This is a genomic window from Phycisphaerae bacterium (genome assembly GCA_017999985.1).
Classification (GTDB): Bacteria; Planctomycetota; Phycisphaerae; order UBA1845; family Fen-1342; genus JAGNKU01.
The window spans coordinates 284,413-309,581 of record JAGNKU010000002.1 but is presented as its reverse complement, the minus strand read 5'-3'; the positions used below and the strand labels follow the sequence as shown (position 1 = coordinate 309,581).

The 25,169-nt window shown below is 67.0% G+C and carries 18 protein-coding genes; 13 read left to right on the top strand and 5 right to left on the bottom strand.

What is annotated here, in order from left to right:
* Positions 1-20 precede the first annotated feature (20 nt).
* Complete coding sequence (locus tag KA383_04785) at positions 21-1,070, bottom strand: TerC family protein (protein ID MBP7745426.1); 1,050 nt, start codon at positions 1,068-1,070, stop codon at positions 21-23.
* 31 nt (positions 1,071-1,101) lie between these two features.
* Positions 1,102-1,683: a DedA family protein gene (locus KA383_04780; GenBank protein MBP7745425.1), complete on the bottom strand. Its 582-nt coding sequence runs from the start codon at positions 1,681-1,683 to the stop codon at positions 1,102-1,104.
* 359 nt (positions 1,684-2,042) lie between these two features.
* Between KA383_04780 and KA383_04775 the strand changes: the two genes are divergently transcribed.
* The gene (locus KA383_04775) at positions 2,043-5,645 is read left to right on the top strand and encodes a PAS domain S-box protein (protein MBP7745424.1); all 3,603 of its coding nucleotides are present in this window, start codon (positions 2,043-2,045) and stop codon (positions 5,643-5,645) included.
* Here the strand turns inward: KA383_04775 and KA383_04770 are convergent.
* Positions 5,627-7,018: a dicarboxylate/amino acid:cation symporter gene (locus tag KA383_04770; protein ID MBP7745423.1), complete on the bottom strand. Its 1,392-nt coding sequence runs from the start codon at positions 7,016-7,018 to the stop codon at positions 5,627-5,629. The genes KA383_04775 and KA383_04770 overlap by 19 nt on opposite strands.
* 337 nt (positions 7,019-7,355) lie before the next feature.
* On the opposite strand from KA383_04770, the gene KA383_04765 reads away from it, so the two are divergent.
* From KA383_04765 to KA383_04725, 9 genes are all read left to right on the top strand, one after another.
* Positions 7,356-8,165, top strand: coding sequence for a MotA/TolQ/ExbB proton channel family protein (locus KA383_04765; protein ID MBP7745422.1), 810 nt, complete (start codon positions 7,356-7,358; stop codon positions 8,163-8,165).
* A 16-nt stretch (positions 8,166-8,181) separates the two neighbouring features.
* Positions 8,182-9,057: a hypothetical protein gene (locus KA383_04760; protein MBP7745421.1), complete on the top strand. Its 876-nt coding sequence runs from the start codon at positions 8,182-8,184 to the stop codon at positions 9,055-9,057.
* A 300-nt stretch (positions 9,058-9,357) separates the two neighbouring features.
* Positions 9,358-9,939 (top strand): 4Fe-4S dicluster domain-containing protein, encoded by a 582-nt coding sequence (locus KA383_04755; GenBank protein MBP7745420.1) that lies wholly within the window; start codon positions 9,358-9,360, stop codon positions 9,937-9,939.
* Complete coding sequence (locus KA383_04750) at positions 9,936-10,835, top strand: CoB--CoM heterodisulfide reductase iron-sulfur subunit B family protein (protein MBP7745419.1); 900 nt, start codon at positions 9,936-9,938, stop codon at positions 10,833-10,835. The genes KA383_04755 and KA383_04750 overlap by 4 nt, the downstream gene beginning before the upstream one ends.
* 2 nt (positions 10,836-10,837) lie before the next feature.
* Positions 10,838-12,829, top strand: coding sequence for a CoB--CoM heterodisulfide reductase iron-sulfur subunit A family protein (locus KA383_04745; protein ID MBP7745418.1), 1,992 nt, complete (start codon positions 10,838-10,840; stop codon positions 12,827-12,829).
* 192 nt (positions 12,830-13,021) lie between these two features.
* Positions 13,022-13,471 carry a hydrogenase iron-sulfur subunit gene (locus tag KA383_04740; protein MBP7745417.1) on the top strand — a complete coding sequence of 150 codons (450 nt, stop codon included), beginning with the start codon at positions 13,022-13,024 and terminating at the stop codon, positions 13,469-13,471.
* Positions 13,468-14,277, top strand: coding sequence for a 4Fe-4S dicluster domain-containing protein (locus KA383_04735; GenBank protein MBP7745416.1), 810 nt, complete (start codon positions 13,468-13,470; stop codon positions 14,275-14,277). The genes KA383_04740 and KA383_04735 overlap by 4 nt, the downstream gene beginning before the upstream one ends.
* Positions 14,278-14,290: 13 nt before the next feature.
* Positions 14,291-15,310: a 4Fe-4S dicluster domain-containing protein gene (locus KA383_04730; protein ID MBP7745415.1), complete on the top strand. Its 1,020-nt coding sequence runs from the start codon at positions 14,291-14,293 to the stop codon at positions 15,308-15,310.
* Positions 15,307-16,173, top strand: a complete 867-nt coding sequence (locus tag KA383_04725) for an FAD/NAD(P)-binding protein (protein ID MBP7745414.1) — start codon at positions 15,307-15,309, stop codon at positions 16,171-16,173. Before KA383_04730 ends, KA383_04725 begins: the two co-directional genes overlap by 4 nt.
* A gap of 142 nt (positions 16,174-16,315) precedes the next feature.
* On the opposite strand, the gene KA383_04720 is transcribed toward KA383_04725, so the two are convergent.
* Complete coding sequence (locus KA383_04720) at positions 16,316-17,440, bottom strand: efflux RND transporter periplasmic adaptor subunit (protein ID MBP7745413.1); 1,125 nt, start codon at positions 17,438-17,440, stop codon at positions 16,316-16,318.
* A 161-nt stretch (positions 17,441-17,601) separates the two neighbouring features.
* Between KA383_04720 and KA383_04715 the strand changes: the two genes are divergently transcribed.
* Together KA383_04715 and KA383_04710 are read left to right on the top strand one after the other, a co-directional pair.
* A complete protein-coding gene (locus KA383_04715) occupies positions 17,602-18,654 on the top strand; it encodes a phosphotransferase (GenBank protein ID MBP7745412.1) in 1,053 nt (350 codons plus the stop codon).
* Between the two features lie 84 nt (positions 18,655-18,738).
* Entirely contained in the window at positions 18,739-20,355 is a 1,617-nt protein-coding gene (locus KA383_04710) for an efflux RND transporter periplasmic adaptor subunit (protein ID MBP7745411.1), read from the top strand.
* On the opposite strand, the gene KA383_04705 is transcribed toward KA383_04710, so the two are convergent.
* Positions 20,352-22,136 carry a PQQ-binding-like beta-propeller repeat protein gene (locus tag KA383_04705; GenBank protein MBP7745410.1) on the bottom strand — a complete coding sequence of 595 codons (1,785 nt, stop codon included), beginning with the start codon at positions 22,134-22,136 and terminating at the stop codon, positions 20,352-20,354. The two genes, KA383_04710 and KA383_04705, sit on opposite strands and share 4 nt — an antisense overlap.
* A 224-nt stretch (positions 22,137-22,360) precedes the next feature.
* Between KA383_04705 and KA383_04700 the strand changes: the two genes are divergently transcribed.
* Complete coding sequence (locus KA383_04700; protein MBP7745409.1) at positions 22,361-25,078, top strand: hypothetical protein; 2,718 nt, start codon at positions 22,361-22,363, stop codon at positions 25,076-25,078.
* Positions 25,079-25,169: the final 91 nt, after the last annotated feature.

Here is a 25,169-nt window from a genome sequence, read left to right as displayed (position 1 = left end):
CGGCCGCCGCCGGCACCGGGTCAACTGGCAGAGGCGTGCTCCTCGGCGGGCGCCCCGGTGTTGCGGCGCCGCAGCAACGACGCCACGACGGCGACGGTGAGGATCATCGCGACGACTGCGAGCGAGTGGATCGGCTTCATCTTGTAGTGCAGGATCGGCTCGGTGAGCATCTTGACGCCGATGAAGACGAGCAGCACGGCCAGCCCGTGCGACAGGTAGTGGAACATCTTCACGAACGCCGCAATGACGAAGTAAATCGCCCGCAAACCGAGGATCGCGAAAACGTTGGACGTGAAGACGATGAACGAGTCGCGGGTCACGCCGATGACAGCGGGGATCGAGTCGACGGCGAACATCACGTCGGTGACTTCGATGAAGATGAGCACCAGCAGCAGGGGCGTGGCCAGGAGCCGGCCGGCGGTGGGGGCGACCAGCTTGGCGCCCTCGCAATGGGGCGCGATGAGATCGGGCCCGTCGTCGGGGGAGGGCGTATGGCGCGTGATGAAATGCCCGTCCACGTAGTGGTTCGTCAGCGGCAGCACGGCGCGCGCCAGCCGCAGCACCGGGTTGCGGTCGGGCTGGATCTCCTTGTCCTTGGCGAGGCCGAGCTTGATGCCGGTGATGATCAGGAACACGCCGAAGACGTACACCATCCACGCGAACTTCTCGATCAGCCACAGGCCGCCGAAGATGAAAATCGCGCGGAAGACCAGGGCCCCGAGGATGCCATAGAACAGCACCCGGTGGTGGTACTTGGGCGGCACGGCGAAGTACGAGAAGATCACCGAGAAGACGAACAGGTTGTCGACGCTGAGCGATTTCTCCAGCAGGTAGGCCGTCAGAAAAGTGATCGCCGCGTGGCCGCGCTCTGCAGGCGGGTAGCTGCCGATCCAGCCGAGCCACAGGCCGAGGTTGAACACGAGCGCGATGGCGATCCAGAAGATGCTCCACAGCAGCGCTTCCTTGAAGCGGATCTGATGCGAGCGGCGCTGGAACACGCCCAGGTCGACAGCCAGCATGGCCAGCACAGCCACCAGGAACCCGCCCCACCACATCCAGGATTGTTCCATTGCCTCGCGACCTCACGGCTGCGGCTGGGACTCAGAAGACGTATTTGATCACGACAAATCCGCCGACGAGCAGCACCACGAAGAGCACGCACAGCCAGTCAAAATGTTTCTCGATCAGGCGCCGCATCGGCGGGCCGAAGAGGTACAGCAAAAACGCGACGAGGAAGAAGCGCACCGCGCGCCCGACCGCCGACACGAGCACGAAGCCGAGCAGGTTCATGTGAAACGCGCCGGACGCGATCGTGAAGACCTTGTATGGGATCGGCGTGAACGCCGCGGTGAAGACGATCCAGTAATCGTACTTCGCGTACAGCGTGTTGACCTGCTTCCAGTACTCTTCGGCGTGATAGAAGCGGATGATGCCCCACCCGAGCGTATCCATCAGACCGCGGCCGATCATGTAGCCCGCCACCCCGCCCGCCACGCTGCCGAGGGCACATAGGGTCGCGAGCCACCACCAGCGCCGGCGAGCGCCGAGCACGAGCGCGATCAGCAGCACATCGGGTGGAATCGGGAAGAAGCTCGACTCGGCGAACGCGAGAGCGAACAGGGCGACGGCCCCGTGCGGAGTCTCCGCCCAGTGCAGCACCCAGTTGTAGAGCCGGCGATGCAGGTGCCAGCGGCCCACCGCGGGCGCTGCGTGCGCCGTTTCCGAGCCGGGCGCGGGCGTGGTGTCGGACAGCGAGTCATTGGCCACGGGCGTTTCCACGGGGGTTACAGATCAAAGGTCACGTGCGCTTTCTTCGCCGCCGCAGGCCGTTGTGTCAAGCCCGGCGGCGACAAAGCGGCCATACCCGCCGGCGGATGCCCAGCGGTGGCGCAAGGAATGCGTGTTTTGCATTGCCGGGACTGGTTTTGACCGCGACTGGGCTATAATGTCGGCAGCGAAGGGCGTCGCGCCGGTGCAGAAGCGTGGGTAGTCGGGCGTCGGGACGCACACGGCACGTCTTTGGTGCGGCGCGAGGGTGTACGATGGGGCCGGAACGAGACGGACGTGCGCCGTGGGTGTCGGGTGAGACGCAGGCAGTGCGCGCCGCCGCGGCCACGCGCGCGGGCGCAGAGGCGCAGTCGCGCGACGCCCAAGCGGGCCTGGAGGAGAGTGAGGCGCATTTCCGACAGTTTTGTCAGGATGGGCCCGTGGCGTGCCAGTCGCTGGACGAAACGGGGCACGTACGGGATGTGAACGCGGCTTGGCTGGAGGCGCTGGGGTACACGCGCGGCGAGGTAATCGGCCGATGGCTGGGGGATTTTCTCACCGCTGCGTCACGCGAGCAGTTCCGCCACCGCTTCCCGCACTTCAAACGCGACGGGCTCATCCGCGGCGCGGAGTTCGAGCTCGTGCACAAGGACGGGCGGGCACTGGTGTTTGCCATGGATGGTCGGGTCAGCCGCGACGCGGGCGGTCGCTTTCAGCAGGCGCACTGTATCCTGCACGACATTACGGCGCAGCGGCGCGCGGCGGCCGACGTCGCACAACGCGCGCGCGAGCTGGCCGCGCTGCACACACTGACGCAGCGAGTGTGCGCGAACCTGTCGCTGGGGGAGGTGGCGCGGGCGGCCCTCGCCGGTCTGGATGGACCCGTGGCGCCCGATCTCGCCCTGCTCTTTCTGCGCGTGGGCGATGAGCTGCAATTGCAGGCCTATCGCGCGCCATCGGCGCTGGAGGAGCACCTGCGGTCGCCAGTGCATCGGGTCGGGGAGTGCCTGTGCGGCGTGGCGGTAAGCAACGGTACGCCGATCTTCGCGGCGGACATCCTGAGCGACCCGCGCTGCACGTTGCCGGAGTGCCGCGACGCAGGGCTGCGCTCGTTCGCCGCACTGCCGCTGCGGGGCGGTGACGCGATCGTGGGCGTGCTGGGGCTGGCGTCCAAGACCCCGCGTGACTTCGCGGCGCAGGCGGAGTTTCTCGAGACGCTGTCGCGCGCCATCGGGATGGGCGTGCAGAATGCGCTGCTGTACGAGCAACTGCGCGCGAATGCGGCGCGCCTGGGGGTCGTGAACGAGGAGCTGCAGCAGGAAGTGGCTGCCCGGCGGCGGGCCGAGGACCTCCTGCGGGCCAGCGAGGATCGTTTCCGGACGCTGGTCCAGTCCGCGACCACCGTCGTCCTGTACCTGGCGCCGGACGGGCGCATTTTGGAGTTCAACCCCGAGGCGGAGCGGATCTACGGGCGCACCCGCGCCGAGGTCCTGGGCCAGAACTACTTCGACCGGCTGCTCCCGCCGGACGTCCGCGCCGATGTGCTGGCGGACTTGCCGCGCCTCCTGGCGGGCGAGCCGCTGCGCAGTTACGAGAAATCACTGCGCGCGGCGGACGGTCGCGAGCACACGCTGCTCTGGAACGTGGACTGCCTGTTTGATGATGACGGAAAGCCGAGCGGCATCCTCGCGATCGCGCAGGACATTACGGAACGCAAGCGTGCCGAGGACCAACTGCGCGGGCGACTCCAACAGCTCACCAGCCCCGCCGACGAGGAGCTGCGCCTATCGTTCGCGGACCTGTTCGACATGGCGGAGATCCAGCGGATACAGGACGCCTTCGCCGCGGCGACCGGGGTGGCCTCCATTATCACGCAACCGGATGGAACGCCGCTGACGCGCCCCAGCAACTTCTGTCGCCTGTGCAGCACGATCATTCGCCGCACGGGCAAGGGGCTGGAGAACTGCATGCGTTCGGACGCGGTGCTGGGGCAACCAAACCCGGATGGTCCGATCGTGCGGCCGTGTCTGAGCGGCGGGTTGTGGGACGCGGGCGCGAGCATCTTCGTAGGCGAGCAGCATATTGCGAACTGGCTGATCGGCCAGGTGCGGAACGCGGACCTGGACGAGGAGCGGCTGTGCGCCTATGCGCGCGAGATCGGCGCGGACGAGGCGGAGTTCCGGGCGGCGCTGGCCGAGGTCACGGTCATGTCGACGGAGCAGTTCCGCAACGTGGCCCACGCGCTGTTCCTGGTGGCCAACCAGATGTCGCAGCTCGCCTTCCAGAACGTGCAGCAGGGGCGGGCCATCCACGCGCGCGCGCTGGCCGAGGAGGCGGTGCGCGAGCGCGAGGCGCGCCTGAAGAGCATCTTCCGCGCGGCGCCGGTCGGGATCGGCGTCGTCGTCGGCCGCGTGTTCCGCGAGGTGAACGACCAGTGCTGTCTGCTGACGGGCTACACGCGCGATGAACTGCTGGGCCAGTCCGCACGACTGATCTACCCCAGCGACGAGGACTTTGAATACGTCGGGCGCGCGAAGTACGCGCAGATCCAGGCGCACGGCGCCGGCACCGTCGAGACGCGCTGGCGGCGCAAGGACGGCGAAATCATCGACGTGCTGCTGAGTTCGGCGCCGCTCGATCCGGCGGACCTGACCAAGGGCGTCTCGTTCACCGTGCTGGACATCACCGCGCGCCGCCGCGCGGCCGAAGAGAAGGCGCGCCTCGAAGCCCAGTTGCGCCAATCGCAGAAGTTGGAGGCCATCGGCCAGTTGGCGGGGGGCGTGGCCCATGATTTCAATAACATCCTGACGGCGATTCTCGGCAACACCGAGCTGGCGATCGCCGGCGCCGAGGCCGGCGCTCCAGGCAATGCGCTGCTCGAGGAGCTGCGCCAGATCGACCGCAGTGCGCAACGGGCCGCCGGGCTGACGCGGCAACTCCTGGCGTTCAGTCGGCGGCAGGTGTCCCAGCCGACGATCCTGAACCTGAATCAGACGCTGCTGGAACTGGAGAAGATGCTGCGCCGGCTGCTCACGGAGAACGTGGCGCTGACCATCGACGCCGCGCCGGACCTGCACGCGGTGCGCATCGATGCCGGGCAGATCGAGCAGGTGATCGTGAACCTGGCGGTGAACGCGCGCGATGCGATGCCGGACGGCGGGCACCTCGTGATTGCTACGGCCAACGCCGAGCTCGACCCGGCGTACGTTGCCACCCACGCCGAGGCCCGCACCGGGATGCATGTCGTGCTCAGCGTCAGCGACACGGGCTGCGGCATGGATGCCAGCATGCTTGAGCGGGTCTTTGAGCCGTTCTTCACGACCAAGGGCCTGGGCCAGGGGACCGGGCTCGGGCTGGCAACCGTGTACGGCATCGTCCGGCAGGCCGGCGGACACGTCACGGTCTACAGCGAACCGCGGAAGGGCTCGACGTTTCGCGTCTACCTGCCGGCGGTGGACGCGCCGCCCGTCGCATATACCCTGGAAGGCCAGGAAGAGCATGCGCCCGGCGGGCACGAAGCGATTCTGGTGTGCGAGGATGACGCAACGGTGCGTCAGTTGACGGTGCACTTGCTCGGGGAGGCGGGCTATGCCGTTACCGCTGCGGAAAACGGCGCGCGGGCCCTGGAGCTGGCGCACGCGCGGCAGACGCCGGTGGATCTGCTGATCACGGACGTGATCATGCCGGAGCTGAATGGCAAGAAGGTATCCGAGGCGCTGACGGAGCTGTGGCCGGCGCTGCGCACGCTCTACGTCTCGGGTTACACGTCGAACGTGATCGCGCACCATGGAGTGTTGGATGCCGGCGTGCAGTTCCTGGAAAAGCCGTTCAGCCGGCGCGCGCTGTTGCAGCGGGTGCGTCAGGTGCTGGACGCCTGACGGGCGTGGCGCGCGGCCCGGTGGCGTTCCGAGCGGTCGACGCAGGTTGCGATCGCCAGATCGCCGACGACGTTCAGGGTCGTGCGGCACATATCGAGCAGCCGGTCAATCCCGATGATGATCGCGATGCCCTCGGCGGGAATCCTCACCGTTTGCAGGATGACCACCACGAGGGGCAGCGAGCCGCCCGGCACGCCGGCAGTGCCGATGCCGGCGAGGATCGCCAGGACCGCGACGGTGATCTGCTGGGTGAGAGTCAGGTCCACGCCGAAGACCTGGGCGAGGAAGAGCACGGTCACGCCTTCGTACAGCGCAGTCCCGTTCTGGTTCGCCGTCGCGCCGACCGTAAGGACGAACGTGCCGATCTCCCGCCGCAGGCCGAGGCGCTGGTCCGCCACGCGGAGCGCCGTCGGCAGCGTGGCGTTGGATGACGAGGTCGCGAAGGCGGTCACGGCGGCCTCCGTCACGCGGCTGAAAAACCGCAGCGGGTTCATGCGCGCCAGCAGCCCGACCGCCAGCGAATACACGATCAGCAGGTGCAGGGCCAGCCCGCTCAGCACGGTCAGTACGTACCAGACCAGTGTGTGGAGTATGTCCATCCCGAGCACGGCCGTGAGGCGGAAGACCAGGGCGCCAACCGCCAGCGGCGCCAAGCGCATGGCGAAGCCGATGACGACCATGGTGACGTCAAAGATGCCCTCCAGCACACCGATCAGGGGCCGCGTGCGTTCCGGCGTCAAGGTCACCGCAATCCCGAACAGCAGGGCAAAGAACATCACGGCCAGCATGCCGCCGCCGGGGGAGCTGCCATCCACGGCGCCCACCATCTCCTGCAGCGGGTTGCGCGGGATGAGCTCGAGCAGGGTCTCGCGCAGGTTCTTGGCGGCGCGGGCGTCGGCAATCTTCGCGTCGGCCTCGGACGCATACCGTTGCCGCAGTTCGTCGCGCCGCTCCTGCGCCAGGTGCGCGCCGGGCTGCACGGTGCGCGCCAGCCCGACGCCGATGGCCACCGAGCAGGTGGACAGGATCAGCGTGTACGCCAGCGTCTTCGCGCCGATACGACCCAGCCGCCGTACGTCGCCCAGCTCGGCAATGCCGAGCACGAGCGCCGAGAAGACCAGCGGCAGTACAACCATAAAAATGAGATTAAGGAAGATCTGGCCGATGGGGCCGGCGATGTTGACGACGAACCAGTCGAGGCCGGCGTGCGGCGTACCATCGGCCTGACGCGGGCAGGCCGCGTTGGCGATGAGACCGGCCACCGCACCGATGATCAGACCAATCACGATCTGCCAGTGCAGGGCCAGCCGGCGGCGGGCAGGTGCCGCGGGTTGTGCCGCGTTGGTGTCAGGCGGAACGGGGTCCGGGCTCATGAGCGGCCTCACGTCGAACCAGCACGAACGGTCCCATCATAGAGGATTATCCGGACAGGGGGGACGGGGCGGCGCGCTGAATGCGCTGTGCCCGGGGCGGCTCGAGGACTGCCGCTGGGTGGTCAGCCCGGGGTGCCGAACGGGTCGTCCGCGGCGGCATTATGGGCCGGCATTGCGGTTAGGCGCAGGGCGCCGTCCCGTAATACGGGGACAGTGGGTGTGCGATGACGGCGACGGAGCACTTCTATTCGATACTGTCGGCGCGGGCGTCGATGACTGTTGATGGGAAGCTGTTGGCCTGTGCGGCGTTGCGCGCGCCGTGGCGCGGGTTTGCCTGGTGCGACATGCTGAGCTGGAGACGCGCGTCGTGGACAAGTCCAGTCTCATCGGCAGCCTGATCGGGATTGCTGCCTGCCTCTACGTGGGGTACCGGGCGTCCGAGGGCAACTGGGCCATCTTCTACTCCGAGAAGGGCATGGTGATGGTCTTCGGCGGCACGATCAGCGTGGCGCTGATGGCGATGCCGACCGACAAGCTCAAGTGCGTGCCCGGCTACGTACGCCGCTTCCTGTTTCACAAGGCGCGCAGCCCGAGCGCGGTAATCAAGCAGATCGTCGAGCTGTCCGAGAAGGGGCGCCGCGATGGCGTGCTGGCGCTGGAGTCGGAGGTCGAAAAACTAGACGACAAATTCCTGTCGCAGGGGCTCAAGATGCTGGTGGACGGAACGCCGCCGGATGCCATCGAGACCAACCTGCGCATGGAACTGCTCTCGATGCAGGAGCGGCACAAGGCGGGCAAGAAGTTCTTTGACCTGATCAAGCTCTACGCCCCGGGTTACGGGTTGGTGGCCACGCTGATCGGCCAGATCGGCATGTTCGGCCACCTCGGCGGCGAGGTCGAGATCATGGGGCACATGCTGGCGGTCGCCGTGGTCGCGACGATGTACGGCACGATCATGGCCAATGCCGTCGCCGGCCCGATTGGCGACAAGCTGGCGCTGCGCTCCGGCGAGGAGATCATTAATCGCGAGATGATCCTGCAGGGGATCCTCTCGATCGGCGCGGGCGATAACCCGCGCGTGACAATGGAGAAGATGCTGGCGTTCCTGCCGCACGCGACGCGCGCCAAGATCAACATCGACAACTAGCGCAGAACTGCACGCCATGTCCGAGAAACGCCATCCCGACGCACAGGACGCGCCCGGCGCACCGCCCGCCCACGCGGCCGCCGCAGGCGGGCATGGCCGTCACGGCCACCATGGTCCGCATGGCGGCGGCCACGAAGAGGCCCACGAGGGCGCACCGGAGTGGTTGATCTCGTTTGCCGACAACGTCATGCTCCAGATGGGCTTCTTCGTGATCCTGCTGGCGCTGGCGATGAAAGCGCCCAGCGGCGGCGGCGAGGGCAAACGCCGGGGCGAGGACGCCAGCACCGGGGTCCCGGCGGTGTCGGCCGAGCAGCTTGATTTCGCGATCGCGGTGCGTGCGGCGTTCAACAATCCCGTCCAGCTTGACTCGACCGATGCCCGCGACGTGCTGCTCGTGCAGCGGCTGCTCGCGCGGCAGCGTGGCTCGGGCCAGGCCGAGCAGGAGGGGCTGGAGGGGGCCGACCACGATGTGCAGACCGTACGCGAGGGTGGTCTCTTCGGGGCGGGCGGCGTGGTGCCGTTCGAAACCGACAGCGCCGTCCTGGATGACGTCGGTCGCAAGTGCGCTGAGCAACTTGGCGCGCAGTTCCGCGGGTGTCGGACCATGCTGGAAGTCCGCGGGCACTGCAGCGCTGCCGAGGCATTCCAGCATCCGGCGCGCGGGATGGAACTCTCGTACCAGCGCGCCTACGTGGTCGCGGAGGTGCTGGTCGCGCAGGGGCTGGGCTGGAACCAGATCCGGCTGACCGCCTGTGCCGACAATGACCGCATCAACGCGCGGACGTATGAGGACGCGGGACACCGGCGCAACCAGCGCGCGGAGGTGATCGAGATCGACCAGGTGGCGCCAGACGTGCCGGAGGCGCCGGACACGCCCGCCACAGCGCCGTAGCGGGCCGCCTGTCGCTGTGGGGGATTTTCCCAACTGGTGCGAGGTTTTTCCGCGCGCTCGATGACCGGCCGTGCGTCGATTCGCCGAGTACAGTCGTAAGCGCAAACGTCTCATGCGCTTGCGCCACGCTGACACGCCGGAGCCGCGCTGGCACGGCGCATGCACTCCACCAGGGTACATTGTTGTCTGAAGGTCTGGGTATCTGGCACGCTGGCGCGCCTGTGATACAGTATCCGACCCGCGCGGGGGCGCACCGTCCGGGTGTCGCCGGGCCCGCGTGTGCCTCTCAGGAGTAACATGATGTCCGGCTCCTCGCATGACTCCGCCCACGCGGACACGCTGCCGGCCCGGGTACGTGCCGCCACGGGCGAGTCGGTCTTCAATTGCTACCAATGTGGAAAGTGTTCGGCGGGTTGCCCCTTGGCGGCCGAAATGGACTACGCCCCGAACCAGGTCCTGCGGCTGCTGCAGCTGGGGTTGCCGGGCGCGGAGGAGCAGGTGCTGCGGGCGCTGAGCATCTGGCTGTGCCTGACGTGTGAGACGTGCGCGGCGCGCTGCCCGCAGGAGGTGGACCTGCCGCGGATCATGGACTACCTGCGGCAGCAGTCGCAGGCCCGCGGCCTGGTGCATCCCAAGGCCAAGGACATCTTGGCGTTCCACGAGGCGTTTCTGGACACGATCAAGCGTGGCGGCCGGCTGCACGAGGTGGGGCTGATCTCGACTTACAAGCTGCGGACGCTGCACCTGTTCCAGGACGTGCTGGTGGCGCCGAAGCTACTGGCGCGCGGCAAGCTCAGCCTGCTGCCGCACGCCATCGCCGGCAGGGCCGCGGTCGCCCGCATCTTCGAGCGCACCCAGAAAAGCAAGGCGGATCACGCATGAGAATGGGCTTCTTCCCCGGGTGCTCGCTGGAAGGCTCCTCGCGCGAGTACCTTGAGTCGCTGCGCGCGATCGCGCCGGCGCTGGGCCTGGAACTGGCCGAAGTGCCGGATTGGAACTGCTGCGGGGCGACGGCCGCCCACACGCTGAATCACAAGCTCGCGCTCGCGCTACCCGCGCGAATTCTGGCGCTGGCTGAGAAGGCCGGGCTGGATGAGTTGCTCGTGCCGTGCTCGGCGTGTTTCAGCCGGCTGGCGGCGACGCGCCATGAGCTGGCGGAGAATGCGGCGCTGCGCAAGGAAATCGCAGACATCATCGAGATGCCGTACCAGGGGCGCACCGAGGTACTGAACGCGCTGGAAGTGCTGGCCCGTTGTGTGACGAACAACTTCAAGGACAAGGTCCGCGTGCCGTTTGCGCACAAGGTTGCCTGCTACTACGGCTGCTACCTGACGCGGCCCGCGAAAATCGCGACCTGTGCCCGGGCCGAAGACCCGCAGGAAATGGACGAGCTGATGAAGATCGCCGGCGCCGAGCCGATTGACTGGGCCTTCAAGGTGGAATGCTGCGGGGCCGGCTTGTCAGTCTCGCGCACCAGCACGGTCGCGGAGTTGTCCGGGCGCATCGTCGAGGACGCGGTGCGGCGCGGCGCCGAGGCGCTCGTCGTCGCCTGCCCGATGTGCCACACGAACCTGGACCTGCGGCGGGACGCGATCACGAGCCACCGCGGCCAACACTACACGGTCCCCGTGCTCTACATCAGCCAGGTGCTCGGGCTGGCGTTGGGGCTGGATGAGCAGACGCTGGGGCTGCATCGGCATCACGTGCCGGTGCGCTTCGCGGCCCGGCCGGCCGCACCGCAACCCGTCCTGCAGACCAGCGGACAGAAGGAAGACTGAACATGCCGCGGATCGGTGTTTTTATCTGTCATTGCGGCGAGAACATCGCGGGCACGGTGGATTGTGCCGCGGTCGCGCAGGCTTGCGCCGCCTTGCCCGGTGTCGTGCACAGCATCGATTACAAGTACATGTGCTCCGACCCCGGACAGAGCCAGATCAAAGAGGCTATCAAGGAGAAGAAGCTGACGGGCGTGGTCGTGGCGGCGTGCTCGCCGCGCATGCACGAGCCGACGTTCCGCCGGGCGTGCGCCGAAGCCGGCCTGAACCCGTTCCTGTGCGAGATGGCGAACCTGCGCGAGCACTGCTCGTGGGTGCATGAGAAGCTGCCGCCGACGACCGAGAAGGCCATCGATCTCGTGCGGATCATGATCGAGAAGGTGAAGCGCAACCGGCCGCTGTTCCCGATCAATGTTCCGATCACGAAGACCGCGCTCGTGCTCGGCGGCGGCATCGCGGGGATCCAGGCCAGCTTGGATATCGCGAACGCCGGCCACAAGGTGATCCTGGTCGAGCGTGACCCGTCGATCGGGGGGCACATGGCACAGCTTTCGGAGACGTTCCCGACGCTGGACTGTTCGCAGTGCATCCTGACGCCCCGCATGGTCGAGGTCGCGCAGCATCCGAACATCACGCTGTACACGTACTCGGAGCTGGAGAGCCTGGAAGGCTTCATTGGGAACTTCAAGGCGACCATCCGCAAGAAGGCCCGCGGCATCGATGAGAAGCTCTGCACCGGCTGCGGCGCGTGCACGCAGAAGTGCCCGACGAAGAAGATCCCCAGCGAGTTCAACGCCGGCCTCGGCATGCGGACCGCGATCTACGTCCCGTTCCCGCAGGCCGTGCCGAACAAGCCGGTCATCGACCGGGCGCATTGTACGTACTACCGCACGGGCAAGTGCAAGCTGTGCGAGCGGGTCTGCCCGACCAAGGCCCTGCGCTACGACCAGGAAGATGAGCTGATTACCGTGGACGTCGGTGCGGTGGTCGCGGCGACCGGCTATGAGGTCAAAGGCACGGACTTTTTCCCCGAATACGGCTACGGCAAGCACAAGGACGTCATCACCGGGCTGCAGTTCGAGCGGCTCGCGTCGGCGTCGGGACCGACCCTCGGCGCGATTAAGCGGCCTTCTGACGGCAAGACACCGGCGAAGGTCGTGTTCATCGCGTGCGCCGGCTCGCGCGACCCGGCGAAGGGGCTGAACTACTGCTCGAAAATCTGCTGCATGTATACGGCCAAGCACGCGATGCTGTACCGGCACAAGGTGCACGGCGGGCAGGCGTACGTGTTCTACATGGACATCCGCGCGGGCGGGAAGATGTACGAGGAGTTCGTCCGGCGGGCGATCGAGGAAGACGAGGTCCATTACGTCCGCGGCCGAGTGGCGCGGATCTACGAGCGCGACGGCAAATTGATCGTGAAGGGCGTCGACACGCTGCTGAACTCGATGCCGGTCGAGATCGAGGCGGACCTGGTGGTGCTCGCGACCGCGATGGTGGCACAGGCGGACGCCGAGGAAATCGCGCAGAAGATGAAGGTGAGCTACGACGGGGATCATTTCCTGTCGGAGGCGCACCCAAAACTGCGGCCGGTCGAGATGAATACGGCGGGGATCTTCGTCGCCGGCGCGTGCCAGGCCCCGAAGGACATCCCCGAGACGGTGGCGCAGGCGTCCGGCGCGGCGAGCAAGGTCGTCGGTCTGTTCAGCAAGGCCGAGCTTTCGCGCGAGCCGGTGGTGGCGGTGGTGAACCGCTCCGGGCCGCCGCACTTTTCGACGTGCGTGGGCTGCTTTTTGTGCGAGTCGGCGTGCCCATACCAGGCGATCGAGCGCGAAGAGATCAAGACCCGCGACGGGAAGCTGATCAAGACCGTGGCGAAGGTGAACCAGGGTGTGTGCCAGGGCTGCGGCACGTGCGTCGCGCTGTGCCGGTCGAAGTCGATCGACCTGCAGGGGTTCACCAATGAGCAGGTCTTCGCGGAGCTGGTTGCACTTTAACAAAAAGATCACCACAGAGGCCACAGAGGACACAGAGATACACAGAGAGAAGTCAGCAGTGTTAAGTCAGAAGTCAGGTTGGATTCGCGAGTATTGCCGGCTGCGCGTCTGTCCGAGCGCAGATAGGTGCATTCCTCTGTGCTCGTCTGTGCCCTCTGTGTCTCGGTGGTGATCCGTTGAGCGGAGCCATCCATGGCCGAGTTTGAACCGAAGATCGTCGCGTTCGTGTGCAACTGGTGCACGTACGCCGGTGCGGACCTGACCGGGACCAGCCGCATCAAGTACTCGCCCAGCGTGCGGATGATCCGGCTGCCCTGCACGGGCCGGATCGACTTCATGCTGCTGTTGCAGGCGTTCGGCCAGGGCGCGGATGGCATCATCGTCTCCGGCTGCCACCCGGGCGACTGCCACTACACGGCGGGCAATTTCCACGCCCGGCGGCGCTGGATCCTGTTCCGCCGGCTGCTGGATTTCATGGGGGTCGATCTGCGCCGGGTCCACTTCTCGTGGGTCTCGGCGGCCGAAGGGGCCAAGTGGGCCGAGCTGGTGAATGACGTGGCCGCACAGGTCCGCGCACTCGGCCCGTACGCGACGTTCCCGAAGCGTCTGAACGGGCGGCTGCAGGCCGTAGAGGTCGGATGATGGAAGCACTACAGAAAAAAGCCCGCGCTCTGCTCGAAGCCGGCACCGTCAAGGTGGTCATCGGGTACGCGGCCGGCTCGGATGCCCAGCGCTGCCGGGCCATCTTTGCCCGCCAGCCGGAGCAGGCCCAGCAGTTGATTTGGGATGCCCGCTGCAAGCAGAACCTGGCGGCCTACCTGGTGAAGCCGGAGGTCAAGGCGCTGGGCAAGCCGGCGATCGTGGCCCGTAACGCGACACTGCGGACGCTGCTCCAATACGCCGCCGAGAGCCAGCTCACCGATGAGGCGGTGTTGGCGCTGGCGGTCTCGGACGCGGGCATTGTCACCGAGCTGCCCACGTTCGCGGCGATCGAGGAATACCTCGCGCAGCAACCGCGCGGCCTGACGCCGGAGCAACAGCAGGAGTTGGCTCGCATGGCGCAGCTTCCGCTGGAGGAGCGCTGGGCGTTCTGGGCGGGCGAGCTGTCGCGCTGCATGAAGTGCTACGCCTGCCGTGCGGCGTGCCCGCTGTGCTACTGCACACGCTGCATCGTGGACGTGAACCAGCCGCAGTGGATTCCGGTGGCGTCCACGGAGCTGGGGAACCTGGAATGGAACGTGGTGCGGGCGATGCACCTGGCGGGGCGCTGTGTGGATTGCGGCTCGTGTGCTGAGGCGTGCCCCGAGGGTATCCGCCTCGACCTGCTGAACCGCGTGCTCGCGCAGGAAGCGCTGACGCAGTTCGGCGCCGAGCCGGGCTACACCACGCGGCGGGAGTACGCCCTGTCCGCATACAAGCCCGACGACAAGGAAGAGTTCATCCGCTAAGGCGGCGAGGACCATGAGCGAAACACGGATATTGCAGCGGCAGTCCCTCGGGCAGCTTTTCGAGAAGCTCAGCGCCGCCGGCCGGCGGATTCTGGCGCCGGTGCAGAAGGGCGCGCAGCTCGGGTTTGAAGAAGTCAAGTCGCCTGCGACGGTCGCACTGGACTACGTGCAGACGACGCGCTCGGCTAAGGCGGCGTACTTCCCGCGCCATGAAGAACTGCTGCGTTTCCAGCTGGCCGGCAAGGACGTGAAGGTGGAAGACACTGCCGTGCAGGCGCCGCCGACTGTGCTCTTCGGCTTGCACCCGTGCGATGCAGCGAGCTTGGCGACGCTGAAGGCGGTCTTCACCTGGGACAGCCCGGACGCATATTTCGAGCCGAAGCTCGCGAACACGACCGTCATCGGCCTGAGCTGCACCAAGGGCGATGCGTACTGTTTCTGCACGTCGGTCGGCGGCGGGCCGGGCGACACGCGCGGCAGCGACATCCTGCTGACGCCGATCGATGAGAACCGCTACCTCGCGGAAATCCTGACGGATAAGGGGCAGGCGATTGTGGCGCTGGCGCCGAGCCTGTTTGGGGCGGCGAACGGTGTAACGAAGGACGCCGCCTTGGCGAAGATCGCGCCGCGCTTCCAGGCGGACAAGCTGGCGGCGAAGCTGCCGGGGCTGTTTGCGAAGAACGAAATCTGGTTGGACCAGTCCCTGCGCTGCATTGGCTGCGGGGCGTGTGCGTTCGTGTGCCCAACGTGTTCCTGCTTCGACATTCAGGACGAGCGCGAACGCTACGGCGGCGTGCGGCAGCGCTGCTGGGATTCGTGCGGCCTCTCGCTGTTCACGTTGCACGCGTCGGGCCACAACCCGCGCACGAAGCAGAGCGAGCGCTGGCGGCAACGCGTGATGCACAAGTTCTCGTACCAGCCGGAGCGGCTGGGCGTCCTGGGGTGCGTCGGCTGCGGGCGCTGCTCGCGTTCGTGCCCCGCGGACATGAATCTCGGCGAACACGTTCAGTCCCTGGCGGAGATGCCCGCATGACCACGGCTGCCAGTACCCATGTGTCTGCAGAGCGCAACCTGTACGTTCCCTATCGGATGCGCATCGCCAAGGTCACCGAAGAGGCCCCCGGCGTAAAGACGTTCCGCCTGGAGTTCGTGGACGAGCAGGAGGGGCAGCGGTTCTCGTTCAAGGCCGGGCAGTTCGGCGAGTACTCGGTGTATGGCGAAGGCGAATCGACCTTCTGCATCGCCTCGTCGCCGACGCGCAAGGGCTACATCGAGTGCACGTTCCGCCAGACCGGACGCGTGACGTCGGCGCTGGCAGATCGTGACGAAGGCGACATCATCGGCTTCCGCGGGCCTTACGGAAACGTCTTTCCGATCGACCGGTGGCACGGCAAGAAGCTGCTCTTCATCGCCGGCGGGATCGCGCTGCCGCCGATGCGCTGCGTGATCTGGAACTGCCTCGACCTGCGCGACAAGTACGGCGATGTCACGATCATCTACGGCGCGCGGACGGTGGCGGACCTCGTCTACAAGCACGAGTTGGCCGAGTGGGGCAGCCGGAGCGACGTGAAGCTGTTTACGACGGTCGATCCGGGCGGCCAGACGCCGGACTGGAAGGGTCACGTCGGATTCGTGCCGACGATCCTGGAGCAGGTCGCCCCGTCGGCAGAGAACACGATCGCGATCGTGTGCGGCCCGCCGATCATGATCAAGCTGACGATGCCCGTGCTGGCGAAGCTCGGGTTCACGCCGGAGCAGATCTACACGACGCTCGAAAACCGCATGAAGTGCGGCGTAGGCAAGTGCGGTCACTGCAACGTGGGCAAGGTGTTCGTCTGCAAGGACGGGCCGGTGTTCACGATGGCGCAGCTCAAGGACCTGCCGCCGGAGTATTGATCGGCGCGTCACTCGGGGTGGCACGGTCTGGCGCAGGCAGGCCGTGGACGTGACAAAGTGTGCAGGTAACAAGGTGACAATGGGGACAGTGGCGGCCGGGTGACATGGTTTGGCGCAGCCAAGCCCCGGTCGGGGCGATTCGTCACATCTTCAATAGTGCCACCTGTTCATCCGCGCGCAACCCGGAAAGTACCTGCACGCGATCATCGAATTCGCGGCCGAGTTGCACGACGCGCCGGCGCAGGACTGCGGGCTGACCGGCGGCGGCCTCCGCAACCTCCACGATGTCGAGTTGCCCGACGCGGCGGACCGCGGTTTTCGGGATGACCAGCACTTCCTGCTCGTCGAGCGGAATCAGCAGCCGCCCGAACATGCCGGAGTACACGCCGGGCGGGCAGGGTCCGGTGACCTTGACGGAAAACGTCCGGCTGGCGGCCTGGGCTTCGGGGACGATCTCGCTGATGCGACCTTCGCAGGTCTTGGCGAGGGCATCGACCTGGACGCCGATCATCTGGCCGACCTGCAGGCGCTGCGTCAGCGACTCGCGGACGCTGGCGACGAGCTGCATGCGGGTGGGGTCGTAGAGCGTCAGCAGCACCTGGCCGGGCTGGGCCGTGTCGCCGACCTCGATCCGCTTGTCGACGATCTTGCCATCGAGCGGGCTCCGGATGGTAGCGTACTCGAGGATGGTCTGGGCCTGCTCGCGGGCCTGCTGGGCGCGGACCAGCTCGGCGGCGGCGGTCTTCAGCGCCGTGTCGGCCTGGTCGAACTCGGTCTTGGACGCGTTGGCGCGCTCATATAGCCGTTGCACGCGTTCGAACTCGGTCTGGGCCTGGTTGCGGGTCGCTTCGGCAGCGGCGACGACGGCTTCCGCCTGCCGCAACTGGGCCCGCAGGTCCTCGTCGTCCAGCCGCACGAGCACCTGTCCGGCCTTGACCTCCTGCCCGGCCTGCACGTTCACCTCGACCACCTTGGCAAGGAGTTTCGACGCAACGGACGACTCGTAGACGGCCCGGACCGTCCCGACCGCCGCCTCAATCGTCGGCGTGCGCAGAATCTCGACCGGTACGACGGGCGTGCCCGGCGGGACGGTTCGCTCGGCCTGGGCGTGCGCGGGAGTTACGGCGGTGTCGATCTTCCGCGTGAACGTGCCGGCGAGCCAAAGCAGCAGGACCACCACGACGGCCGTGAACCCGACGGCGACGAGCGTGGTCCGGATGATCCTGCCCACCCTGGCCGGTGGTGACGGGGGCTTGTTCTGGCTCATGTTCGTTCTCCGAAGTGTGCGGAAGCGCACGCGCGGCAACCCCACTAGTGTACGCGCGTCGCTGCCGGCGACAACCATCCGGGGTGCCCGCGGCGCACGGATTGCGTATATATCTTGTGGGGGCGTGAGATCGCGCTATCATGGTGACGGCCGGATTATGGATGGATGAGGTGACGACCGAGCGGGAGAGCTTCGCGTCGGAAGAGCTGGGCGAGGTGCTCAGCCACTATGACGTGGGCGTGATCCACAGCGCCAAGGAGTTCACGCGCGGGTCGCGGCGTGCACCCAAGCTGCTCCTGGACACGCCCACCGGCCGGTACCTGCTGAAACGCCGGGCAACGGGCAAGGACGACCCATTCAAAGTGGCTTTTGCCCACGCGCTGATGGGGCACCTGCGGGCGCGGAAGTTCCCCGTGCCGCGTCTGATCGGCACCTGCGATGACCAGAATTCAATGCTCCAGCTCCGCGGGCGGGTGTACGAATTGTTTGAATTTGTCGACGGCGAGCGCTACGACAGCTCGCTGGAGGCAACCCTGGCGTCCGGTCGAGCCTTGGCGCACTACCATGCGGCGGTGGAAGACTTCTCGACCGAGTGGACCCCGCCGGCCGGGAGCTACCATGCCGCCCCAAACGTGCGGGCCGGTCTGAACGCCATCCCGACCGTCACGTCCAGCCATGACTCGGTGGTCGGCCACGAGGCGGAGTTGCTGCACCTGACGCAACTGCTCCATGAACAGTATGACGAGGTCGCGGACGACGTGAACCGGGGCGGGTTTCACCGCTGGCCCGCGACGATCATCCACGGTGATTGGCACCCCGGAAACATGCTTTTTCAGCATGGAAACGTGCGTGCCGTGCTGGATTTCGATGCGGCCCGCCATCAGCCGCTGATCATCGATGTGGCGTATGGCATGCTGCAGTTTTCGATCCTGCGGGCGGCGTCGGCGCCCGATCTGTGGCCCGATTTCTTTGATGAGACCCGCATGCGCCGGTTCCTGGCGGGTTACCTGCAGGTGGGATCGATCCCGGCCGACCAGCGGCGCGTGATCCCGCTACTGATGATCGAGGCCCTGATCTCGGAGGCGGCCCTGCCAATCGCGATCACCGGCTCATTCGGGCGGCTGCCCGGCTTCGGCGTGCTGCAGATGGTCGCCCGCAAGATCCGGTGGCTGCAGGAGAACATGCAGCGCATGCGGCACTGGTTGTTAGAATAGATGGTTCCCGGGGAGGGACCGGCGGTGGAGCAGGGGCCACCTGCGTGCCGCCGGCGGCAGGAAGCGGACTGGAGGAAGATGGCCATGAGTGCGAGCACGGAAACCTCCGCCTCTTCGATCGTGGCGATGCGGTACGCGGTCCCGACGCGGAAGACGGCGCACTGGCGCCGGCGGGCGTGGGTGGGCGGGGCGGTGATCGTGGGACTGGCGGGCGCGATTGGCATCCTGCGTCCCGATCGGTGGCTGCGAGGACTGCTCAGCCGCGCGCCGGGGGAGGCCGCGGTGCACGTGGTCACGCCGACCACGCTGCACATCACGCTCAAGGAGGACGGGGAGCTGAAGCCGGTCAACTCGGTGGAGATCAAGTGCGAGGTGCAGGGCGAGCGCGTGACCATCGAGACCGTGGTGCCCGAGAGCACGCACGTGAAAAAGGACGACCTGCTCGTCAAGCTGGTGGCCGCCGACATGAAGGACCGCGTGGATCTCGAGGAGATGGAGGTGCGCGGCATCGCGACGGCGCTCGAGGAGGCGGAGCAGACGCTGGAGATCACGCGCAGCGAGAACGAGAGCAAGCGGAACAAGTGCGAGATCGACCTGGAAGTGGCCGAGCTGGACCTGCAGGGCTACCTGGAGGGCGACTACGTCAAGCGCATCAAGGCAATCGAGATCGACATCAAGCAGAACGAAATGGATATCGACCAGAAGACCGACGAGCTGGACAAGAGCCGCCCGCTCCTGGAGAAGGGCTTCGTGACCAAGGCGCGGATTCGGGAGCTGGAGGACCAGCTCGAAAAGATGCAGATGACGCTCGAGAAGAACCAGCTCGAGCTGCGCACGCTTGATCAGTACGAGCATCAGAAGACGCTGAAGCAGAAGACGCTCGCGGTCGACCAGGCGCGCGAGGAGCTCAAACGCGAGCTGGCCCGCGCGGCGTCGCGCGAGAAGCAGGCGCTCGGCAAGGTCGCGGATCAGCGGCAGGCGCTGGAAATCCGCCAGCGACGCTTTGAGCGCTCGAAAGAGCAGTTGGCGCGCTGCGAGATCCACGCGCCGTGCGATGGCGTCGTGCAGTACGGTCCCGCCGGCGAGCGCCGCTACTGGAGCGACCAGCGCATCGCGGCCGGCGAGCAGGTCTACGCCGGCCAGACCATCATGACCATCCCGGACACGTCGCAGATGCTGGTCTCGACGCGGATTCATGAGGCTGACCGCCACAAGGTCCGCGAGGGACTCACGTGCCTGGTCAATGTGCCCGCCGTGCCGGGCCGCACGTTCACCGGCAAGCTCAGCAAGATCACGAAATTCGCGGACTCGGAGCGCGGCTGGCTCAATCCGAACCTGAAGGAGCACGCCGCCGAGATCCGGCTGGACGAGAGCGACCCGGCCTTGTCGCCAGGCGATACCGCGCACATCGAAATCCTGATCGAAGATGTGCCCGATGTGCTGGCCGTTCCCGTGCAGTGCGTCTTCACCCGCGGCGCACAGCATTACGTGTTCGTGCGCAAGGGGCTGTCCGCGGCGCCCGTCGAGGTCAAGCTCGGCCGCAGCACGACGACGATGACGGAAATCACCGCGGGCGTCTCGGTCGGCGACAAGGTGGTCATGTCACCGGACGAGCAGATGCTCGCGCTGCTGCCGACGCCCGCGGCCTCGCAGCCGGCGGTGCCCGCCGCGGAAGAGCCGCCGCCCGGACCGCCCGCCTAACGCGCACGCTCCGGACGCCATTTCCACTGATAACCGTATAGACGCTGGCCGTAGGCATACGCGCAGGCGGCATTGCGGGTGTTGTGGCTGTCACCGCCGAACAAGCCCCATTCCACCGGCCCATACCCGTCGGTCTTGAAGCAGTACAAATACCCGGACTGGTCGGCGACGAGCACCTCGAGCCGGCTGTCACCGTCGACATCCGCCACCACGGGCGAGCATTCGATCGGGGCGTCAAAGGCAACCCGCTGCACGAGATGACCGGCCGAGGACACCACGACGAGCGCGCCGCCCAGCACGCCGCCGGCCGTGCCTTCGATCGTCGCCACCACGATGTCCGGCTGGCCGTCGCGGTTGAGGTCGGCGACCGCCGGGGTGCCCCAGATCGCGCCCCGCAGCGGGAGCCGCCAGTATTCGGCGTCCGGCAGCAGCGCGCTGACTGCGCCCTGCCCGGAGCCGTATTCGCCCGTGACGCACGCGAGCAGCAGTCCGGCGGGCGTCTCGGCCACACTATCGGGGCTCGCCGCCACACCGAGCGTGCGAAGACCGGCAACAAGCGTTTCATCCCGGTGCACCGCCAGCGCGTGAGCGCGGATCGCCTCGCGCGTGCGGCCCGCGCCCGCCAGCGACCAGACCGAAGCGGCGCGATCCGCCAGATAGACGGGTGGCCCCGGCGTCGGCAGCTCGGCGCGGCACAACGCGCCGGCGACGGAGCCGGCACCGAGCGTGTGCCGCCAGAGAGAGCGGCCGTTCTGGAGGGCCAGCACCTCGACATCGCCCGGCGGCATGGTCACGACCAGTTCGGCGTCGGCTTGGCCGAGTGCGTTGCCCACGGCGAGCGTCGCCCCGAGCATGTTCTGGCCGGCCGTCGGGCGCGCCACGCTGGCCACCCAGATCGTCTTCCCCTGCTTGCCGCTCAGCGCAATGACCTTGCCGGCCCGCGTCGCAACCACCACGTCCACCGTGCCGTCGCGGTTGATGTCGAAGCTGAGCGGCGGCGCCACAATCGGATCACTGACATGAACATGCCAGCGGCTTTGCCCGGCGGCGTCCACGCAGAACACGGCGCCGTTGTAGCACGCCACAAAGAAACACTCGTCGCCCGCCGCGAGGCCGGTCACATCCCGCGGCCCGCGGTAGACGGGCGGCGGATTGAAGAGCCACTCCGCTTCGCCCGTGCTGCCGTCCACGCGCACAACGCCGTCCGCCGTGTCCTCAACATCGTCGAAAGCCGCCCCCAGGGAAGCGACGTAGATTTGCCCGTCCAGCGGCAGGATGGTCGTGAACCAGGCCGTCAATCCGACCGGGGCCTGCCAGGCCAGTTGCAGCGTGACGGCTTCGCGGCGCGGCACCTGCGGGGGGTCGCCGGCCAGCCCGCGGCGATAGGCGTCGTACCAGCGCTGCCAGTCGGCGCGCCGGGGGCCGTAGTCCGCGCCCGACACGCGTGTGAGCAACAGCCGGACACGGCGGTCCTCCAGCGGGTACCGGCTGAACAGGTGCGCGATGAACTCCGGGCGGCGCGGCTCCCAGAACGCCCGTGTCTCGTGCTCCCAGCGGTCGAGTGCCGCACGCACCCGCGTCGGACTATCCGCTTCCGCCAGCGCGGCGAGCCCGCGGGTTGCCTGCCATGCGAGGCTGCGCCCGATGAGGTATGACCGGCCGGCATAGAGTGCTCCCGCAGCGAGTGCGACCACGATGAGGGCGAGCCGCCACGGCGCGCGCCGCCGTTGCACAGCGGGCGCCGCACCGCGCGGCAGTCGTGTAAGCGCCGGTTTGGTCATGCGGGGCATCATCGTAGCCGACACCTCCGATGTTGTCCCGAATGGAGCGCGCGGTCAGATCCTGCCATCGGTCCATGGCTATTATCGGACAGGTACGGTCGCGGGCTAACGTGCGACCGCCCGTCCCGGTAGTTCCTTGCTCCGCAACTCGTGAGTCGTTACTCTCAAGTCGGAAACGCCGTTGTTCCCCGACATGTCACTTTACGGATAAAGGAGACGACGCGATGCGCTGGTGGGTCTCTCTCAGCCTTGCGCTACTGAGTGGATCGTGGGTGCTGGGGGCGACGGTTCCGGAGGCGAGTGCGCAGCTCCAGGCGGCGTACCCGGGGGTCCAGTTCTACACCGTGGGGCGCCAACTCGTGCAACTGTACGGCGCGGATTTCGGTTATGGCCGCACGCCGGAGGAAGCGGCGGACGCGTTTGTGCAGACCTACGGGGAGGTGTTCGGCGTGGGCGCGGGTGAATTGCAGCCCGGCAACGCGTTCAGCGGACGCTTCGTGCAACCCGTGATGTATGACGCCGCGACCGGGACGTACAAGTTTGCGCTTGTGTACTACCGGCAGTACAAGGATGGCATCCCGGTGTACGGTGCGGACCTGCGGCTGCTGGTGAAGAATGAAGCCGGGTGTCCGCTGGTGCTGGCGAACGCGAACCTGTTCGACTTGCGGTCATTCGCCGTCCCGGCTCGTGCGGGCGCGGACGTCGCCGAGGGCGCGGCCCATGCGGCGGCGGCGGCTTTCAAGCCCGGCTTGCTGGAGTTCGGCGCGTCCGAGCTGGTGATCTGGCCGGATGCGGAGAGCAAGCCGTCCGTGCCGCGCGTCGCGCTTACCTTCGTCGGCCAGGGCGTGAATGCGCGCGGCCAGTTCATGAAGTTCCGGTTTGTCACGGACGCGGACAGCGGCGCGATCCTGCACACCGAGAACCTGATCCACTTCACCGACGTGACCGGCAACGTGAGCGGCATGGCGACGACGGGGCCGAAGTCGGATGACTGCGGTCCGGAGGCGGTGCTGCCGATGCCGTATGCGCGGGTGTACATCACCGCCGGGGCGAACGCCTACGCGGACGTCAACGGCGACTTCGCGATTCCGAACGGGGGCTCAGCGCAGGTCACCGTGCAGTCGTTCATGGCCGGCCTGTATTTCGTGGTCGACAATGCGATGGGTGGCGAGGAGACGCTGTCCGTCAGCGTGTTGCCCCCCGGGCCGGCCAATTTCGTGCACAACGCCGAGAACACGCTCCCGGCGGTGCGCGCGCAGGTCAACGCCTACGTCCAGGCCAATATCGTCCGCGACTGGGTCCTGGCGCAGAATCCCGCGTACCCGGTCATTCACGAGCAGACGACCTTCCCGATCTATGTCAATCGCGCGGACGGTTTCTGCCCCGGCAACGCCTGGTACGACGGCAGCTCGCTGAATTTCTGCGTCGCCAGCAGCGGCTATCCGAACACCGCGTACTCGAGCGTCGTGCACCACGAGTACGGGCACCACATCGTGCAGTGCGGCGACAGCGGACAGGGTCAGTACGGCGAGGGTCTGAGTGATTCCGTGGCGGTCCTGATCGCGGATGACCCGATCCTGGGTTATGGCTTCTTTGGCGACTGCACCGCCGGCCTGCGCACGGCCGACAACACGATGCAGTATCCCTGTTCGGACGAGGCGCATGCCTGCGCGGGGTTGCTATCGGGCTGCATCTGGGACACGCGCAACGCGCTCTTGCTCACCGAACCGGTGAACTACCTGTCGATCCTGTCGAACCTGACGCTCAACAGCGTGCTGGCGCACACGGGCACCTTGATTACGCCGGCGATTTACAACACGTTCATCACGCTCGACGGCGGCACGGATGGGCCGCATTACGACGAGATCACCGCCGGCTTCGCGGCTCACAACATGATTCCGCAGCCGCCGCCCCCGAATGATGCCTGCGCGGATGCGATCGTGGCGTGCCCTGGGCAGACCTATACGGGCAATACCGCGTCGGCCACGGTGGACGGCGCGACAACCTGCGGCTCTTCGAGCAGCACGGCCGATGTCTGGTACCAATACACGCCGGCCACCAGCGGTAGCGCGACGTTCAGCCTGTGCGGCGCGGGGACGACCTACGACTCGGTCCTCTCCGTCCACAGCGGCTGCCCCGGGACGGCGGCGAATTCGCTGAACTGCGACGATGACGGGTGCGGCGGGTTCAGCGCGCCCTCCACCGTCACGCGGAACGTGACGGCGGGCACGACGTACCTGATTCGCGTCAGCGGCTGGAGCGGGTCCGCCGGCGCCTATGCCCTGACGATCACCGGGCCGGCGTGCCAGTCCGTTGACTACACGCTGACGACGAGCGTCACCCCAGCTGGCACGGGCAGCATCACGCTGAATCCACCGGGTGGGACGTACCCGTCCGGCACGACCGTTACCGTGATGGCGGACGCGATTGGCGGCTGGCACTTCGATCATTGGACGGGCGACCTGGGCGGTGCGACGAACCCGGCCACCGTCCTGATGAACCGCAACAAGAGCGTCACGGCCGTCTTCGTGCAGGATCTGTTCACGCTCACCATCAACGTCGTGGGTCTCGGCACCGTGACGCTCGATCCCGCCGGTGGCAGCTACCCGTCTGGAACGACCGTGCAACTGACGGCCGATGCCAGCGAGCACTGGCGGTTCAGCCACTGGGAGGATGATTTGAGTGGGTCGGCAAACCCGGCGACGATTGTCATGGACGCGCCTCACATCGTGACCGCGGTGTTCGAATTGCCCGGTGACCTGGACTGCAGTGGTCTCGTCAACTTCGGCGATATCAATCCATTCGTGCTGGCGCTCACCAATCCGGCAACGTACACCGACGTGTACCCAAGCTGCTCGATCCTGAACGCGGACATCAACGGAGACGGCGTGGCCAACTTCGAGGACATCAACCCCTTCGTCGAGCGGATCGTCAACCCGTAGCGGTGCCGGTGTTGCAAATCCGCACTGCGGGGGTGCTGAACTGCCACCGCCGGTCGGGGTGTTCAGGCCCGAACCGGCGGTCTGGTTTCGG